Source organism: Massilia sp. ZL223, assembly GCF_018119395.1.
Lineage (GTDB): Bacteria > Pseudomonadota > Gammaproteobacteria > Burkholderiales > Burkholderiaceae_D > Telluria.
Genome location: NZ_JAGPWD010000008.1, coordinates 1 through 17,154 on the forward strand (window position 1 = coordinate 1; position 17,154 = coordinate 17,154).

Consider the following 17,154-nt stretch of genomic DNA (forward strand, 5'->3'; position numbering starts at 1 on the left):
GGGGCGTGGCGGCGTACGGTGGCGGCGCCGTCAGGCCCGCCCCGGTGATAGACATTGGTGTCGCTGACCCGCGCCATTAGTGAAAACAGCGCGTCGACCCGCGCCAGGCGCATGCTGCGGCCCGCCGCCAGGGTGCGGCACAGCGCCGGCAGGCCGACCTCGAACACCGACGGCAATCCGTGCGCGGCTTCTTCCCTCGCGCCGCTGGCGGCATAGCGCAGCACCACCTGGGTTCCGTGCGAGGCCACGTTGCCGTCGGCCGTATGGGCGAACAGGGCCTGGCCCCAGCGCTCCAGCAGCACCGCGCGGATCGCCTCGGGCGACAGCAGGATGCCGCGCGCCTGGCAGCGGCCGATGGCGGCGCACAGCAAGCCGACGCAGAAGATGGCGCCGCGGTGGGTATTGATGCCCCCGGTCGCGCGCAGCATGCGTTTTTCGGCCTCGATGCCCAGGCGCTTGAGCACCTGGAAAGGCGCGTCCTGCATGCCGGCCTCGCAGATGTCGCGGAAGTAGCGGCGCAGCGAGAACAGGCTGCGCAGGAAGGTCTCCGCGTTCATGTCGTCGTGGCTGCCGTTGTCGACCAGCGAGACCAGGCCCGGTTTCGGATACAGGGCCAGCTCGGCGTACAGGCTGCGTACCGCGAGGCGCGCAATGCGCCCGGCGAAGCGCTCATCGGTCCGCGATCCCGGACGTTCTACAATCAGCTCGGTTGTCAAATCAGGCATTCCGTTTCCTCCAGCGTGGCAAGCAACTCGCTCACCAGGGAAAGCGAGATCCGCCCCATTTCCTTGGCCAGCACGCGGGTGCCGCGCACGCCGTCCATGGCCGCGTGCAGCTCCTTCCAGGCTACCGCGCGGCCGTCGGGAAAGACGATCTCACCGTCCAGCGGCAGCACCTCGGCGTGCCGGGCCAGCAGTGCGAGCCCGTCGCGCAGGTGCGCCGTATTCAAGGGGCGCAGCAGGAGGTCGATATCCGAACTCTCCTTGAGATAGGCTTGCCCGGTAATCGCCTGCAGCGCCACCGATCCATAGGCCCCCAGCACGAAGCCGTGGGCGGTCGCCTCTTGCTCCAGCGCCGCCAGCCCGGCGCGCCAGCGCTCGGGCACGGCGTCCATCGCGGCCACCAGCGGCAGCGGCGCCGCATGGCGCGCCACGTCGGCGATGGCGACCCGTGCGGCCACCCTCAGCTTGACGCCATCGAGGGGACGCGGCGGCAGCGCGAAGCCGACCGACAGCTGGTCCGGCGCCTGCTCCACTTCGTCGCGCCGCACCACGGCCGGCCAGCCGGCGCGCGACCACGCGTCCAGCGCCCCGGACTGCTCCTGCGGCACGGCGGCCAGGACTTGTTCCCAGCCGCGCGCGGTCAGCCAGACCAGGTCATGCCGGGCGAACATCGCTGCCTCGGCGCACCGCGTCCGCCACCGGCTGGGCCAGCAGGCGCCCGCCGCGCTCGCGGCCGAGCTCCATGCGGCGGTCTTCCGGACGGCTGACCTGCAGGGCCATGGCCAGCGCGCCGGCCAGGTCGCCTTCCCACAGGCCGTGCAGGCCCCCCATGCGCAGGTAGTTGTGGGCGCCCGGCGCGAACACCGGATTGTCCTTGGCCAGTTCGGTCAGGCGCTCTTCCGGCACCTTGGTGATGCGCGCCATCGCCGGCAGGCCCATCACGCGAATGGTCGCTTCCGGCAGCGCGAAGCAGGCGTTGGCGATCAGGCCGCTCGTGATGAAACCGCCGGACAGCGCCTGGTCGTACACCAGGCCGACCACCGTGTGGCCCTTGCGGCGCGCCAGGTCGATGCACTTGCCCAGGTGGGCCATGTAGCTGTTGATGCCCAACATTTCGTCGCGGTGGCGCAGGCGCTGGCCCTGGGTGTCGATCAGGATCACGATCGGCCGCTTGGGGTGCGACTGCACCGTACGCAGCACCGCCTTGGCCTGGGCCAGGGCGATCTCGATGCCGATCGGCGCGTGCTCGGTGGTGCCGATCACGTCGACCGCCTGCCCGTCCACCTGGGCGCAGCCGGACAGGAAGTTGTCGCGCTCCACGATATCGTGGCCAGCAGGGAACAGCTGCGCCGCCAAAGTTTGCCAGTCCATCATCGTACTCCTTTGATCTGCGCGGCCAGCGCCAGGAAGGCTTCCGGTTCCAGCACCGGCACGGCGGCTGGATCGGGAATGCCGAGCTGCTTCCACACGTCCATCGGATCGCGCAGTCCGTCCGCATTCTGGATGCGGCGCGACAGCATGTCCTGCTCGGCCAGCAGGTCGTCCAGGGTCAGCTCGGCGCCGCTGCCGCGCACCTGTTCGATGGCGTCCAGCGCCGCGGCGCGGAAGGCGGCCACGTCGTCCGGCACCAGGGCCTGGCAGTCGCCCATCAGGTAGCGGTGCTTGCCGCCGGTCGTGCGCCACACCAGGGCGCGGTCGCGGGCGTCGAATTCCTCGACGCCGTTGGCGGTCTCGATCACCTCGGGGCCGGACATGGCGAGCCGCCCTTCTTCCGACATGATCACCGTGTTGGCGCAGCGCGCAGCGATGCCCATGCCGCCGAAGCAGCCGTTCGATCCGCCCACCACGCTGATCACCGGGATGTCGGCCGCGCGCACGTCCAGGATCGCGCGCATCACTTCGGACACCGCGATCAGGCCGGCGTTGGCTTCGTGCAGGCGCACGCCGCCCGATTCGAGCAGCAGCACGACCGCGTGCGCCTGCTCGTCGATCGCGCGGCGCAGCATGCCCACCAGCTTGGCGCCATGGACTTCGCCCACCGCGCCGCCCATGAAGCCGCCCTCCTGGGCCGCGCCGAACACGGTGTGCCCGCCGAGCTTTCCTTTTCCGACCACCACGCCGTCGTCGAAGGATACCGGGGCATTCAGCTGCGACAGGTGCGGACTGGTGACGCGCGCGGCGGGCGGCAGGAATTCCTCGAAGCTGCCGGCGTCGAAGATCGCCGGGATGCGCTGGCGCGCGCTCAGTTCCAGATAGCTGCTCATGGCTGGCCTCCGATGCTTGATTCCACCGCCTGGTCCAGGCGCAGGCTGACCACCGCCGGGGTGGCGCCCATGTCGTTGATGCAGATGCGCGCGTCCGCCAGGCCCCAGCGCGCATGGAAGTCGGCCATCACCGCCTGCCAGGTCGCGCCGAAGCCGACGGCGGCGGTATGCACTTCGATTTCGCAGGCGCCGCCCAGCTGGGCCGGCTCGATCAGGACTTCCAGGTTGCCCGAGCTGACCACGCCCACCAGCTGGGGCATGCTGCTCAGGGGCCGTTTGCCCTGCTCGAAGCGATAGTTCAATGTTTCCATCGTGGTTTCCTCACCAGTTCCTGAAGCGCTTCGGGGGATCGTACAGCCCTCCCGAAGCGCGCACCAGGCCTTTCATGTTCTTGGCGGCCAGCAGGTCGCGGGTGGCCATGCGCTTGTCGATGCCCAGGTCTTCGGCGCGCCGGATCACGCCGCGGTCGCGAAGGTTCTCGACCATGCGCTTGTCGCGTCCCATGCCCACCGGCGTGTAGCCGGCCACGCCGCGGATCGCCTGTTCGCGTTCCTCGTCGCTGCGGCACAGCAGCAGGTTGGCGATGCCTTCCTCGGTCAGGATGTGGGTCACGTCGTCGCCGTAGATCATCACCGGCGGGATCGCCATGCCGGCCTGCTCGGCCAGCTGCCAGGCGTCCAGCTTTTCGACGAAGGCCGGGGCCATGTGCTCGCGGAAGGTCTCGACCATCTGCACCACCAGCTTCTGGCCGCGCGGGATGGTGTTGCGCCCTTCCCGGGCCTGTTGGCCCGCTTTCAGCCAGGCCGCGCTCGGGTGGCGCCGGCCGCGCGCGTCGGCGCCCATGTTGGGTGCGCCGCCGAAGCCGGAAATCCGGCCCAGGGTCGCGGTCGAGGAATTGCCCTGCAAGTCGATCTGCAGGGTGGAGCCGATGAACATGTCGCAGGCGTAGTGGCCGGCCGCCTGGGAAAAGGCGCGGTTGCTGCGCATCGAGCCGTCCGGCCCCACGAAGAAGACGTCGGGCCGGGCGCGGATATAGTTCTCCATGCCCAGCTCGGAACCGAAGGAATGCACCGACTCGACGAAGCCCGCCTCGATGGCCGGGATCAGCGCCGGGTGCGGGTTGAGCGCCCAGTGGCGGGCGATCTTCCCTTTCAGGCCCAGTTCCGCCGCGTAGGTCGGCAGCAGCAGCTCGATGGCGGCGGTGTCGAAGCCGATGCCGTGGTTCAGGCGGTCGACCTGGTATTCCGCGTAGATGCCCTTGATGGCCATCATCGCCATCAGGACCTGGATCTCGGAGATCTGGGCCGGATCGCGGGTGAACAGCGGCTCGATGTAGTAAGGCGTGGGCGACTGCACCACGAACTCGACCCAGTCGGCCGGGATGTCCACGCGCGGCAGCTTGTCGACGACCTTGTTCACCTGGACGACCACGATGCCGCTCTTGAAGGCCGTGGCCTCCACGATGGCCGGGGTGTCCTCGGTGTTCGGGCCGGTGTACAGGTTGCCCTCGCGGTCGGCCATCTCGGCCGCCACCAGCGCGATGCGCGGGGTGAGGTCGACGAAATAGCGGCCGAACAGCTCGAGGTAGGTGTGGATTGCCCCGATATTCAGCTTGCCCGCCTGGGCCAGCTTGGCCAGGCGGCCGGCTTGCGGCCCGGAGAAGGAGAAGTCCAGGCGCGAGCCGATGCCCTTCTCGAACACGTCCAGGTGTTCGGGAAGGGACAGCACCGACAACAGCATGTGCAGGTTGTTGATGCGGTTCGGGTCCAGCTTGGTCAGCGCCTTGCCGAGGAAGTCGGCCTGCTTCTGGTTGTTCCCCTCCAGGCAGACACGGTCGCCGCATTCCAGCACGGCGTGAAGGAGATCGACGATGCGGTTGGCTCCCACGATCTTGCCCTGCAGGTCGTTCCCGAGGGCGTTCCTGGCCCGGTCGAGACGTGCGCTGCGGTTGGTTTGCTGTGTATCCCAGCGGCGTTGTGCGTCTTGCATAGCGTTTCCCGAAAAATGGCCGTGCCTGTTTAGAGCACGACGAACAGCAGCCACACCAGGACCGGTGCGGCCACGGTGACGATACCGCCATAGATCATCAGCTGGCGCAGGAAGACGTCGCGGTCGATGCCTTGCGCGCTGGCCAGCACCAGTGCTCCGTTGGTGGAGAAGGGGCTGACGTCGACGATGGTCGATGCGACCGCCATCGCGGCGATGAAGCCGATCGGATCGACGCCGGTGCCGCTCTGCAGGAAGGGCACCGCCAGCGGAATCAGGGATCCCAGCACCGCGGTCGACGAGGCGAAGGCGGACACGATGGCGCCGACGAAGAGCAGCAGCAGCGCCACCACCAGCGGCGAGGTCAGGCTGGCCACGCTGGTGCCGACGAAGTCGATGGTGCCCATCTTCTGCATCACACCCACATAGGTGCTGACGCCGACGATCAGCATGATCTCGGGCCAGGACACCTGGCCGATGGCGCGTTTCTGCACCTGCGGCGCCATCAGCGACAGCACCAGGCCGATGCAGACGGCGACGAAGCCGATGTCCAGCTTGTACATCAGGGTCAGCACGCCCAGGGCCAGCAGGCCGACCACGGTCGCCAGTTGCTGGAAGGTCGGGCCGGCATGGTCTTCGGCCTTGGCCAGGGCGGCCGTACCGGACCCGCCTGCGGTGTTGACGGCGGCCAGCGAGTCGGCCGAGCGCTGGCGGGTGAGCTGTTCTTCGCTCGATGCCTCGGCTTCGGCATCGCCGTAGATCTGCGGGCCCTGGGCGGCCACGGCCACCTGGGCGCCGAAAGGCATCGCCGGCATGGCGCCGCCACGGGCGGCCGGGCGGCCCTCGCGCATCAGGCGCAGGCCGCCCATCAGGCAGAACAGCACCACGCATACCGCGAAGTTGAAGCCCAGGCTGACCAGCGCGGTCGTCATCTCGGACAGCGGCAGGCCGGCCTTCTGCACGATCTTGTTGGTGATGCCGCCATAGATGCTGATCGGCGAGAAGCCGCCGCCCTGCGCGCCGTGGATCACCATCAGGCCCATCATCAGCGGGCTGATGTTGTGCTTGACGGCGAAGCCGAGGGCGATCGGGGCGATGATCGCCACCGCCGCCGGGCTGACGGCGCCCATGGCGGTCAGCATCGCGGTAATGGCGAACATCACCCAGGGAATCGCGGCAATCCTGCCGCCGACCGCCCGTACGGCGAGGCGCACCAGCCAGTCGATGGTGCCGTTGTTCTGGGCCTGGGCGAACAGGAAGGTGATGCCGACCAGGGTCAGGAAGAGTTCGGCCGGGAAGCCGGCCAGGATGCCCTTGGCCGTCATCCCGGCGGCCAGGGTGCCGACCAGGAAGGCGCCGACGAATGCGAGAACGCCCATGTTGATGGGCAGGACGGTGGCAATGATGAACATCAGGGCCAGCACGTAAATGGAAATCATATGAGAGGACACGAGGGTGCTCCTTCGCCAAGTGGCGCCGCACTAGCGGGCCGGTGAAACGTCTCCGAATATATGCCTCTCCGGTGGAGGGCATGCTCTTTTTTGTGGCTTTTATAAGGTAGCCGCGAATCGGGCGCAGATCAATTACGCGGACCGTGGGACGTTTACTGTGAGCGAAACGTTCGCATCACCCGTGCTTGAGCATGCGGCACACCGCCGCCAGCGCCAGCAGGTTCGGATCGCGCTCGCGCACCCGCAGGAAGCTCAGCCCGATGGTCTGGCGCATCAGGTATTCCTGCCTGAGCGGAATCAGCTGCAGCTTGTCGCCGAACACGTTGCGCACCCGGCCCGGCAGCAGGGTGTAGCCGATCCCCGCCCCCACCAGGTTCATCAGCGAGAAGATGTCGCCCACCCGCGTGACGACGGTGGGCGTGAAGCCGGCGATGCGGAAGGCTTCCTGGAAGCCCTGGAAGGTGATGAAGCCTTCGCTCAGTCCCACGAACTTCTCGCCGGCGCAGTCGCGCAGGTCGATGTCCTTGACATCCGCATAGGGCGAACCCTTGGGCGCCGCGAAGTAGATCTCGTCCTCGAACAGCGGAATCGATTCGACGTCGGGATCGGGATCGGGCAATGCGATCAGGGCGGCGTCGATGGCGTTCTGCTTGAGCTTGTGCAGCAGGTCGGCGTTCGAGCCCAGCACCAGCTCGGTCTGCAGTTCGGGCTTGCGCAGCTTGATGCCGATGATGACTTCGGGGATGGTGCCGGTGGTGAGCGAGTACAGCGAGCCGATCTTGAGGTGGTCGGCCGAGTAGCCGGCCGCCGAGCGCGTGGCGGCGATGCCGTCCGCCATCAGCTTGATCACTTCGCGGCTGACGTCGGCCAGCACCTGGGCCGCCTCGTTCGGGATCAGGTTGCGGCCCTGGAGGCTGAACAGCTGGCAGCTCATGCTCTCTTCCAGCGAATGCAGGGCGCGGTGCACGCTGACGGCGCTGATGTCGAGCAGCCGCGCGGCCGCGTTCAGGTTCCCGCCCTCCATGTAGGCGAGCAGGATTTCGAGCTTGCGGAAGGTGATCTCGTCGCTGATCTGGCTGCGCATGGTGAAGAGACTCTGGTTAGTTGGAACGAATCACGCGCGCGCGCCCTGGCTGGCCGCCTGCACCACGTTGTCGATATCGCCGTTGTGCCACCACAGCGAAGGATTGTTGTCGGCCAGCTCGCGCAGCAGGTCCCACACCACCTTCACGCGCCGCAGGCGGTACAGGTCGGTCGGCGCGGCCAGCCAGAACGAGCGCTCGGCGAAGAAGCCGGGCAGCACCGGCACCAGGCGCCCGTCGTCCGGCACCGCGTAGGGCGGCGCCATCATCAGGCCCATGCCCAGCGAGGCCGCCTCGATCTGCGCCGTCATGCCCGAGCAGCACATGCGCCGGCGCGGGGTGAAGCCCAGTTCGTTCAAGTAGGACAGCTCGCGGCTGGCCAGCCGGTCCTGGACGTAGTCGACGAAGTCGTGGCGCGCCAGGTCGGACTGCTGCCTGATGGCCGGATGGCGCGCCAGGTAGGACGGCGCCGCGTACAGGTAGAAGCGGAAGGACGCCAGCCGCGTGACCACGTAGCGGCCGGTGGTCGGCGGATCCAGCATGACCCCGAGATCGGCTTCGCGGTTGGCCAGGTTGGCGAAGCGCGGCAGCGCCAGCAGGTCGATCGACAGGTCCGGGTGCTGCTCCAGCAGCCCGGCCAGCAGCGGCGCCACCACCCGCACCCCGAACACTTCGGGCACGCCCAGGCGCACCACGCCGGCCGCCGCCACCTCCGCCCCGCCGATCTGCTCGGCCGCGGCCAGGGCCGCGCCTTCCATCGCCTCGGCATGCGGCAGCAGGGCCAGCCCGACCTCGGTCAGCTCGTAGCCTTCGCGGCTGCGGTCGAACAGGGTGGCCCCGAGCTGGGTCTCGAGCCGGTCGATGCGCCGCGCCACCGTGGTGTGCTCGACCTCGAGGCGCCGCGAGGCGCCGGACAAGGTGCCGGCGCGGGCCAGCTCCAGGAAGAATCGCAGGTCGGTCCACTCGGGCAGCGTATTCATGGGTAGTTGTCCGATATCAAGATGACATATTGTGCACTAGTGCACATTCCCCCTGCAATCCTTTCGTCGACCTCCCTCATCGCCGGGCCAAGTTAGTGCTTTTGGGCTATTCCTTAGGGCAAGTGCGCTCTGTAAACACGCTGCCTGCGCACTGACAGCCTGGCGAAACCACCTTGTACATATTTGCACTGAAGCAGCATAGCGGGCTGTGCATTTACGCACAAAGGGGTGGGCGATTGTTAGCTATTCAACCAAACCCAACCGAGGCACACTGCTGGGCATGCGAAATCTTGAACGCATGCCTACAAAAAACAAGGAGACAAGAATGCGTCTGACCAAGAAGAAACTGAGCCTGCTGACCCAGTCCGCCATCGCCGTGCTCGCCGTCTCCGGCGGCGGTATCGGTGCGGCCCACGCCCAGACCTCCGCCGGCGCCCCGGCCGCCTCGCCGACCGAGGAAGCCGCGCCGGCCAAGGTGGTCGTCACCGCGCGCCGCCGCGAGGAGACCCTGCAGGACGTGCCGGTGTCGGTCACCGCCTTCTCGGCAGACCAGCTCTCCAAACAGGCCGTGCCGGACGTGACCGCCCTCGCCCTGGCCCTGCCGAACACCACGCTCAAGGCTTCGCGCGCCACCAATTCCACCCTGACCGCCTTCATCCGCGGCGTGGGCCAGGCCGACCCGCTGGCCGGCTTCGAGTCCGGCGTCGGCATCTACGTCGACGACATCTACCTGGCCCGCCCGCAAGCCGCGGTGGCCGACATCTACGACGTCGAGCGCATCGAAGTGCTGCGCGGCCCGCAAGGCACCCTATACGGCCGCAACACCATCGGCGGCGCGGTCAAGTACGTGACCCGCAAGCTCGGTCCGAAGCGCGACGTGCGCCTGCGCGCCACCGTCGGCAACTACGACCAGCGCGAAGTCGTGGTCACCGCCAGCACCCCGCTGACCGACACCGCGCGCGTCGGCGGCACCTTCGCCCGCTTCAAGCGCGACGGCTTCGGCACCAACCTGTTCACCGGCAAGGGCAACTACGACAAGGACGTCACCGCGGCCCGCCTGTCGGCCGAGTTCACCCCGAACCAGGACCTGTTCATCCGCATCGCCGGCGACATCACCCAGGACGATTCGAACCCGAAGAACGGCCACCGCCTGATTGTCGGCCGCACCAGCGGCGCCCCGATCCTGTCGAACGAATTCGACACCCGCGGCAACCTGACCAAGGCCCTGGGCCACGACCAGGACGTCAAGGCCTACGGCGTCTCGGCTACCGTCGAATACACCATCAACCCGGCCTGGACCCTGAAATCGATCACCGCCGCGCGCAAGGACCGTTCCTACGCCCCGATCGACTTCGACGCCCTGCCGGTGGTCGACATGGAAGTGCCGGCCCTGTACAAGAACAAGCAGTTCAGCCAGGAATTCAACCTGACCTACACGGGCGAGCGCGTGCAGGGCGTGGCCGGCGTCTACTTCATGGACGCCAACGCCTTCAACCACTTCGACACCATCCTGGCCGGCGCCTTCCCGTCCTCGACCTACACGATGGGCGACATCGACACCAAGGCCTGGGCGGTGTATGCCGACGGCAGCTACAACTTCACCGACGCCCTGAGCGTGTCGCTGGGCGGCCGCTACACGGTCGACAAGCGCGAAGCCGAGATCCTGCGCCAGATCTACTTCGGCCTGGGCGGCTCGCCGCAGCTGGGCAACCCGAGCGCGATCCTGTTCCGCACCGATACCGACCTGCGTGGCGGCGTGCTCGAGCGCGAAGACAAGAAGTTTACCCCGCGCGTTGCCGTGAACTGGAAGATGAACCAGGACCACAACGTCTACGCCTCCTACTCGGAAGGCTTCAAGGGCGGCGGCTTCGACCCGCGCCTGAACGTGGTCGGCACCCGCATCCCGCTGTCGACCGCGCGCGCGGGCTATGCGCCGGAAACCATCGAGACCTACGAACTGGGCCTGAAGTCGGCCTTCAACGGCGGCCGCATCACCACCAACGCCGCCGTGTTCTACAGCGACTACCAGGACGTGCAGATCCCGGGCTCGGTGGCGATCGACACCAACGGCGACGGCCGCGACGACAGCTTCGCCGGCGTGACCACCAACGCCGGCAAGGCCAAGATCAAGGGCGTGGAACTGGAAGCCATCGCCAACCTGACCCGCAACTTCATGATCGCCGGCATGTACAGCTACATCGACGCCGAGTACAAGGAGTACATCGTTGCCGGCGTGAACGTGGCGGGCCAGCGCACCTTCCAGAACACCCCGAAGAACTCGGCCAACCTGCGCGCCAACTACGACTTCGACCTGCCGGTCGGCCCGCACAGCGGCAAGCTCTCGCTGATCGGCAGCTGGTCGTACAAGGGCTCCACCGCCCAGTTCGAGACCCGTTCGCTGCTGGACCAGGAGTCCTACCGCATCTGGGACGCCAGCATCGTCTGGACCCGCACCGACGGCAAGATCCGCGCCGGCCTGCACGGCAAGAACCTGGGCGACACCCGCTACAAGACCGCAGGCTACCTGTTCCCGACCCTGGGCAACGAGGGCACGCTGACGGCCTTCTACGGCAACCCGCGCACCGTCTCGGCGACTGTCGAGTATCGCTTCTGACGGTCTGCCCGGCGGCCTCTGTCCGAGAGCCGCCGCATGCGGGCACAGTTAGCAGAAAAACCGTCGTCCCGGCGACGGCCGGGACCTAAGTTGAGCGTCTCGACGGCGTGTATAACTTAGGTTCCGGCCTTCGCCGGAACGACGTTCGAGGGCTAACTCAGCGGCTTTTGCCGCGGGGGCTACCTTTACCACATCGAATCCACAGGATAAGCCAGCGTGTCCACCTACACACCAATCAGCTATACGAGCGGCGACGGGCTGGCGCTGTACGCACGCGACTATGCGGCCACCGCCAGTCCCGGGGCCGCGCCAGGCCCGGCCCGGCTGCCGGTGATCTGCATCCACGGCCTGACCCGCAATTCGTCCGACTTCGACGAAGTCGCGCCGGTGATCGCGGCCCTGGGCCGGCGCGTGATCGCCGTCGACGTGCGCGGCCGCGGCCACTCGGCGCGCGACCCCAACCCGGCCAACTACTCGCCCATGGTCTACGCCGGCGACATCATCAAGCTGATGAACGACCTGGGCATCGCGCGCGCCGTCTTCATCGGCACCTCGATGGGCGGCCTGATCACCATGACCCTGGCGGCGCGCCGCCTGGACCTGATCGCCGCCGCCATCATCAACGACATCGGCCCGGTCATGTCGCCGCGCGGCCTGGACCGCATCGCCGGCTATGCCGGCAAGTCCGCCGCCGTCGCTTCCTGGCCCGAGGCCGCCAGCCATGTACGCGACATCAATCTCTGCGCCTTCCCCGCCAACTCCGACGACGAGTGGGACAAGTGGGCGCGCCGCGCCTTCGAGCAGCGCGACGACGGCTTGTTGAGCCCACGCTACGATCCGAACATTGCGCACGCCCTGCAAACGGGTAAACTTCCCCCGACCTCGCTGGCGGCGCGCATGGCCTTCCGGCGCCTGGCGCGGCGCCGCCCCACCCTGCTGGTACGGGGCACGCTGTCGGACCTGGTCGAACCCGAACAGGCGGCCTGGATGCGCAAGGCCGCCCCGGAGCTGCAGTATGTGGAAGTACCGAATGTCGGCCATGCGCCGATGCTGACCGAGCCCGAGGCGCTGGATGCCATCCGCGCCTTCCTGGCCCAGGTACCCTGAGACAGAACAAGGAGACAAGCATGAACCACCTGATCAAACCCCTCGCCGTCGCCATCGTGGCAGCCTTCGCCGCCACCGCCGCGCCAAGCGTCCTGGCCCAGGGCAAGGACCTGAAGGTCGCCCTCATCGCGGGCAAGACCGGCGCGCTGGAAGCCTACGCGAAGGAGACCGAGACCGGCTTCATGATGGGTCTCGAATACCTCACCGGCGGCAAGATGGAGATCAACGGCCGCAAGATCAAGGTGATCGTCAAGGACGACCAGAGCAAGCCGGACCTGGGCCGCACGCTGCTGGCCGAAGCCTATGGCGACGACAAGGTCGACATCGCGGTCGGCACCACCTCGTCCGGTTCGGCGCTGGCGATGCTGCCGGTCGCCAAGGAATACCGCAAGGTCTTGATCGTGGAACCGGCCGTGGCCGACGCCATCACCGGCGACAAGTGGAATAAATACATCTTCCGCACTGCGCGCAGCTCGATGCAGGACGCGCTGGCCGCCGCCTCCACCCTGAAGTCGGGCAGCGTCGGCTTCCTGGCCCAGGACTATGCCTTCGGCCGCGACGCCATCAAGGCCGGCAAGGAAGCCCTGGCGGCCACCGGCAGCAAGGCCAAGGTGGTGCACGAGGAATACGCGCCCATGACCACCACCGACTTCACCGCCTCGACCCAGCGCCTGTTCGACGCGCTCAAGGACAAGCCGCAGCCGCGCGTTCTGGCCATCGTCTGGGCCGGCCCGAACCCGATGAACAAGATCGCCGACATGCAGCCGCAGCGCTACGGCATCGCCCTGGCCCCGGGCGGCAACATCCTGCCGGTGATGAAGACCTGGAAGAGCTACGCCGGCACCGAAGGCACCATTTATTACTACTACGCCTTCCCGAAGAACAAGATGAACGACTGGCTGGTGGCCGAGCACACCAAGCGCTTCAAGGCCCCGCCCGACATGTTCACCGCCGGCGGCATGGCCGCGGCCAGCGCCGTCTACACGGCCCTGTCCAAGGCCCCGAACGGCAACGGCGACCAGATGGCGGCCGCGATGGAGGGCATGAGCTTCGAGACCCCGAAAGGCACGATGAGCTTCCGCAAGGAAGACCACCAGGCGATCCAGCCGATGTACCACTTCCGCATCAAGAAGGACCAGAAGAACGAGTGGGACCTGCTGGAACTGGTGCGCGAGATCCCGGCTTCCGAGATGCCTCTGCCGGTGCGGAACAAGCGCTGACATGAGCTCGTTCGTTTCGCAGCCCGCTGTGCAGCCCTCCTTGTCCACCCGCGACCTGACGATCCGCTTCGGCGGCCACGTCGCGGTGAACGCGGTGACGGCCGATTTCTACCCCGGTACCCTGACCGTGATCGTCGGTCCCAACGGCGCCGGCAAGACGACCTACTTCAACCTGGTGTCGGGCCAGCTGCCCGCCACCTCCGGCAAGGTGTTCGTCAAGGGCCTTGACGTCACCCGCGCGGGTCCGGCGCGCCGCACCCGCATGGGCATCGGCCGCGCCTTCCAGCTGACCAACCTGTTCCCGAACCTGACGGTGATCGAGAACGTGCGCCTGGCGGTGCAGAGCCGCGCCGGCATGGGCCTGAACTTCTTCTCGATCTGGTCCAGCCACAAGGAGCTGATCGCGCGCGCGGAGCACTACCTGGAACGCGTGTCCCTCATGGGCCGGCGCGACATGCACGTGGGCGGCCTGTCGCACGGCGACCAGCGCAAGCTGGAGGTGGCGATCCTGCTGGCGCTGGAGCCCGAGATCATGATGTTCGACGAACCCACCGCCGGCATGAGCGTGGACGAGGTGCCGGTTGTGCTCGACCTGATCCAGAAAGTGAAGATCGAAGCCAACAAGACCGTGCTGCTGGTCGAGCACAAGATGGACGTGGTGCGCCAGCTGGCGGACCGCATCGTCGTGCTGGTGAACGGCACCCTGGTCGCGGACGGCAAGCCCGTCGAAGTGATGCAATCGAAGATCGTACAGGAAGCCTATCTTGGAACATCCGAACCCCAACATGCTTAAACCTGCGGCGCCCGGCGGTGAACCCCTGCTGACGCTGTCCGGCGTGCATACCCACATCGGCCAGTACCACATCCTGCAGGGCGTGGACCTGGTGGTGCCGCGCGGCGGCCTGTCCATCCTGCTGGGCCGTAACGGCGCCGGCAAGACCACCACCCTGCGCACCATCATGGGCCTGTGGAAGGCCAGCAGCGGCAGCATCCGCTTCGACGGCAAGGACATCACGAAGATGGCCACGCCCGACATCGCGCGCGCCGGCATCGCCTATGTCCCGGAAAGCATGGCCGTGTTCTCCGACCTGACCGTGCGCGAGAACCTGCACCTGGCGGCGCGCAGCGGCCCGCTGGACCAGGCGCGCGTGGACTGGATCTGCGGCTTCTTCCCGGCCCTGAAGAAATTCTGGAACTACCCGGCGGGGAATCTCTCCGGCGGACAGAAGCAGATGGTGGCGATCGCCCGCGCGATCGTCGAGCCGCGCAAGCTCCTGCTGGTCGACGAACCGACCAAGGGCCTGGCGCCGGCCATCGTGCAAAGCCTGATGGCGGCCTTCCGCGAGCTGAAGGAAACCGACACCACCATCCTGCTGGTCGAGCAGAACTTCAACTTCGTGCGCACGCTCGGCGACACGGTCAGCGTGATGGACGACGGCCGCGTCGTGCACGCCGGCTCGATGGCGGAACTGGCCGACGACGAGACGCTGCAGCAGCGACTGCTGGGCCTCTCGCTCGACTCCCACCAATAGGACACTCCATGAGCGCATCCCTCCCTGTTGCCACCCCGGCCGCCCCGCCCGCCGACACCGCGCTGCCGGCCGCCAAACGCGACATCGCACCGCTGCTGCTGGTGCCGGCGCTGATGCTGGCCGCGCTGCCCTTCTGCGGCAGCTTCCCCACCTGGGTCACCCTGACCGTCGCCGGCCTGGCGATGGGCATGATGATCTTCATCATGGCCAGCGGCCTGACCCTGGTCTTCGGCCTGATGAGCGTGCTGAACTTCGGCCATGGCGCCTTCGTCTCGGTCGGCGCCTTCACCGCCACCCTGGTGCTGCTGCCGATGCGCGGCTGGCTCGAGATGGACTCCCTGTTGATCAACCTCGGCGTGCTGGCGCTGGCGGTGACGGTGGCGATGCTGGCCACCGCCCTGATGGGCTGGGCCTTCGAGCGCCTCATCATCAAGCCGGTCTACGGCCAGCACCTGAAGCAGATCCTGATCACCATGGGCGGCATGATCGTGGCCGAACAGCTGATCCACGTGATCTGGGGCGCCGAGACCATCGCCCTGCCACTGCCGACCGCCCTGCGCGGCGCGATCCTGATGGGCGACGCCGCCATCGAGAAGTACCGCCTGGTGGCCGTGGTGGTCGGCCTGGTGGTGTTCGTGGCCATGTTCCTGACTCTGAACCGCACCAAGATCGGCCTGCTGATCCGCGCCGGCGTCGAGAACGGCGAGATGGTCGAAGCCCTCGGCTACCGCATCCGCCGCCTGTTCGTGGCGGTGTTCGCGGCCGGCTCGGCGCTGGCCGGCCTGGGCGGCGTGCTGTGGGGCCTGTACAAGGAAACCCTGTCGGCTGCGATGGGCGGCGAGATGATGGTCATGATCTTCATCGTCATCATCATCGGCGGCCTCGGCTCGGTGGGCGGCTGCTTCATCGGCGCCCTCCTGATGGCCCTGGTGGCCAACTACGCCGGCTTCCTGGCGCCCAAGGTCGCGCTGGTGTCGAACATCATCCTGATGATCGCCGTCCTGCTGTGGCGTCCGGCCGGTCTCTATTCGAAAATGCGGGGTTGACCATGCTCTACCGCCTTCTTTCCGGCGACAAGCCGCGCAGCCGCGCGCTGTCCGCCGTCCTGCTCCTGATCTTCCTGGGACTGGCCTTCGCCCCCTTCCTGACCTCGGGAGCGCGTCCGCTCAATACAGCGGCCACGATCTGCGTCTACATCGTGCTGGTGGCGTCCTACGACCTGCTGCTCGGCTATACCGGCATCGTGTCCTTCGCCCACACGATGTTCTACGGGATAGGCGCCTACGGCATCGGCATCGGGCTGTCGCGGGTCGACGAGCCCACCTGGAGCGCCGCCCTCGGCGGCCTGGGCCTGGCCCTGCTGCTGGCGCTCGCGCTGGCCCTGGTCGTCGGCCTGTTCGCCCTGCGCGTGCGCGCCATCTTCTATGCCATGATCACCCTGGCCGTCGCCTCCTCGTTCGCGGTGCTGGCCTCGCAGCTGTCGGACATTACCGGCGGCGAGGACGGCGTCACCTTCAGCGTGCCGGAAGTGCTGTCGCCCGGCTTCCAGCTGGTGGAGGACGAAGTCTTCGGACGCTCGATCGACGGCAAGCTGCTCACCTATTACCTGGTGTTCTTCGGCTGCCTGCTGCTCTTCCTGTTCCTGCTGCGCCTGGTGAACTCGCCCTTCGGCCGCGTGCTGCAGGCGGTGCGCGAGAACGAGTTCCGCGCCGAGGCGCTGGGCTACCGCACCATGGTCTACCGCATCTGGGCCAACTGCTTCGCGGCGCTGGTGGCGGCGCTGGCCGGCGCGCTGATGGCGCTGTGGCTGCGCTACGTGGGTCCCAAGACCTCGCTGGGCTTCGAGGTGATGACCGACATCCTCCTGATCGTCGTGATCGGCGGCATGGGCACCATGTACGGCGCGGTGGTGGGCGCGGCGCTGTTCATCATCGCCCAGAACTACCTGAAGGAGCTGATGGCGCACGGCTCGAGCGCGCTGGAAGGCGTGCCGGTGCTGGCCGCCGCCCTGCACCCGGACCGCTGGATGCTGTGGCTGGGCGTGCTGTTCGTGCTGTCGATCTACTTCTTCCCGATCGGGATCGTGGGCAAGCTGAGGCTGCGCAGCTACCTGGCGGCGCGGCGCTAGCGCGCCGTTTCTTCTGTCGTTCAAGCCTCCTTCGGGAGGCTTTTTTTGTGCCCGCCAGGCGACCGCGC

16 protein-coding genes are annotated in these 17,154 nt (G+C 67.5%); 7 read left to right on the top strand and 9 right to left on the bottom strand.

What is annotated here, in order from left to right; translation table 11 throughout:
• From KBW95_RS07475 to KBW95_RS07515, 9 genes are all read right to left on the bottom strand, one after another.
• A partial coding sequence (locus KBW95_RS07475) for a triphosphoribosyl-dephospho-CoA synthase (RefSeq protein ID WP_211527863.1) occupies window positions 1-725 on the bottom strand: 725 nt, incomplete at its 3' end.
• Window positions 713-1,393 carry a malonate decarboxylase holo-[acyl-carrier-protein] synthase gene (gene mdcG / locus KBW95_RS07480; RefSeq protein ID WP_211527864.1) on the bottom strand — a complete coding sequence of 227 codons (681 nt, stop codon included), beginning with the start codon at window positions 1,391-1,393 and terminating at the stop codon, window positions 713-715. The genes mdcG and KBW95_RS07475, both read right to left, overlap by 13 nt.
• On the bottom strand, window positions 1,377-2,093 hold the full coding sequence (gene mdcE / locus KBW95_RS07485) for a biotin-independent malonate decarboxylase subunit gamma (RefSeq protein ID WP_211527933.1): 717 nt from the start codon (window positions 2,091-2,093) through the stop codon (window positions 1,377-1,379). The genes mdcG and mdcE overlap by 17 nt, the downstream gene beginning before the upstream one ends.
• Window positions 2,093-2,986, bottom strand: a complete 894-nt coding sequence (locus tag KBW95_RS07490) for a biotin-independent malonate decarboxylase subunit beta (protein ID WP_211527865.1) — start codon at window positions 2,984-2,986, stop codon at window positions 2,093-2,095. Before KBW95_RS07490 ends, mdcE begins: the two co-directional genes overlap by 1 nt.
• Window positions 2,983-3,297, bottom strand: coding sequence for a malonate decarboxylase acyl carrier protein (mdcC, locus tag KBW95_RS07495; RefSeq protein WP_211527866.1), 315 nt, complete (start codon window positions 3,295-3,297; stop codon window positions 2,983-2,985). The genes KBW95_RS07490 and mdcC overlap by 4 nt, the downstream gene beginning before the upstream one ends.
• 10 nt (window positions 3,298-3,307) lie before the next feature.
• Window positions 3,308-4,975: a malonate decarboxylase subunit alpha gene (gene mdcA / locus KBW95_RS07500; RefSeq protein WP_211527867.1), complete on the bottom strand. Its 1,668-nt coding sequence runs from the start codon at window positions 4,973-4,975 to the stop codon at window positions 3,308-3,310.
• 29 nt (window positions 4,976-5,004) lie between these two features.
• Window positions 5,005-6,423, bottom strand: coding sequence for an SLC13 family permease (locus KBW95_RS07505; protein ID WP_211526242.1), 1,419 nt, complete (start codon window positions 6,421-6,423; stop codon window positions 5,005-5,007).
• Between the two features lie 175 nt (window positions 6,424-6,598).
• Window positions 6,599-7,507: a LysR family transcriptional regulator gene (locus tag KBW95_RS07510; RefSeq protein WP_211526243.1), complete on the bottom strand. Its 909-nt coding sequence runs from the start codon at window positions 7,505-7,507 to the stop codon at window positions 6,599-6,601.
• A gap of 30 nt (window positions 7,508-7,537) precedes the next feature.
• Window positions 7,538-8,485 (bottom strand): LysR family transcriptional regulator, encoded by a 948-nt coding sequence (locus tag KBW95_RS07515; protein ID WP_211526244.1) that lies wholly within the window; start codon window positions 8,483-8,485, stop codon window positions 7,538-7,540.
• Between the two features lie 325 nt (window positions 8,486-8,810).
• Between KBW95_RS07515 and KBW95_RS07520 the strand changes: the two genes are divergently transcribed.
• From KBW95_RS07520 to KBW95_RS07550, 7 genes are all read left to right on the top strand, one after another.
• Window positions 8,811-11,099 carry a TonB-dependent receptor gene (locus tag KBW95_RS07520; RefSeq protein ID WP_211527868.1) on the top strand — a complete coding sequence of 763 codons (2,289 nt, stop codon included), beginning with the start codon at window positions 8,811-8,813 and terminating at the stop codon, window positions 11,097-11,099.
• A gap of 216 nt (window positions 11,100-11,315) precedes the next feature.
• Window positions 11,316-12,206 (top strand): alpha/beta fold hydrolase, encoded by an 891-nt coding sequence (locus KBW95_RS07525; protein WP_211527869.1) that lies wholly within the window; start codon window positions 11,316-11,318, stop codon window positions 12,204-12,206.
• 20 nt (window positions 12,207-12,226) lie between these two features.
• A complete protein-coding gene (locus KBW95_RS07530; RefSeq protein ID WP_211527870.1) occupies window positions 12,227-13,426 on the top strand; it encodes a substrate-binding domain-containing protein in 1,200 nt (399 codons plus the stop codon).
• 1 nt (window position 13,427) lies between these two features.
• Entirely contained in the window at window positions 13,428-14,219 is a 792-nt protein-coding gene (locus tag KBW95_RS07535; RefSeq protein WP_211527871.1) for an ABC transporter ATP-binding protein, read from the top strand.
• Window positions 14,212-14,958, top strand: coding sequence for an ABC transporter ATP-binding protein (locus KBW95_RS07540; RefSeq protein ID WP_211526249.1), 747 nt, complete (start codon window positions 14,212-14,214; stop codon window positions 14,956-14,958). The genes KBW95_RS07535 and KBW95_RS07540 overlap by 8 nt, the downstream gene beginning before the upstream one ends.
• Before the next feature lie 8 nt (window positions 14,959-14,966).
• On the top strand, window positions 14,967-16,004 hold the full coding sequence (locus KBW95_RS07545) for a branched-chain amino acid ABC transporter permease (protein ID WP_211526250.1): 1,038 nt from the start codon (window positions 14,967-14,969) through the stop codon (window positions 16,002-16,004).
• 2 nt (window positions 16,005-16,006) lie between these two features.
• The gene (locus KBW95_RS07550) at window positions 16,007-17,086 is read left to right on the top strand and encodes a branched-chain amino acid ABC transporter permease (protein WP_211526251.1); all 1,080 of its coding nucleotides are present in this window, start codon (window positions 16,007-16,009) and stop codon (window positions 17,084-17,086) included.
• Window positions 17,087-17,154 lie beyond the last annotated feature (68 nt).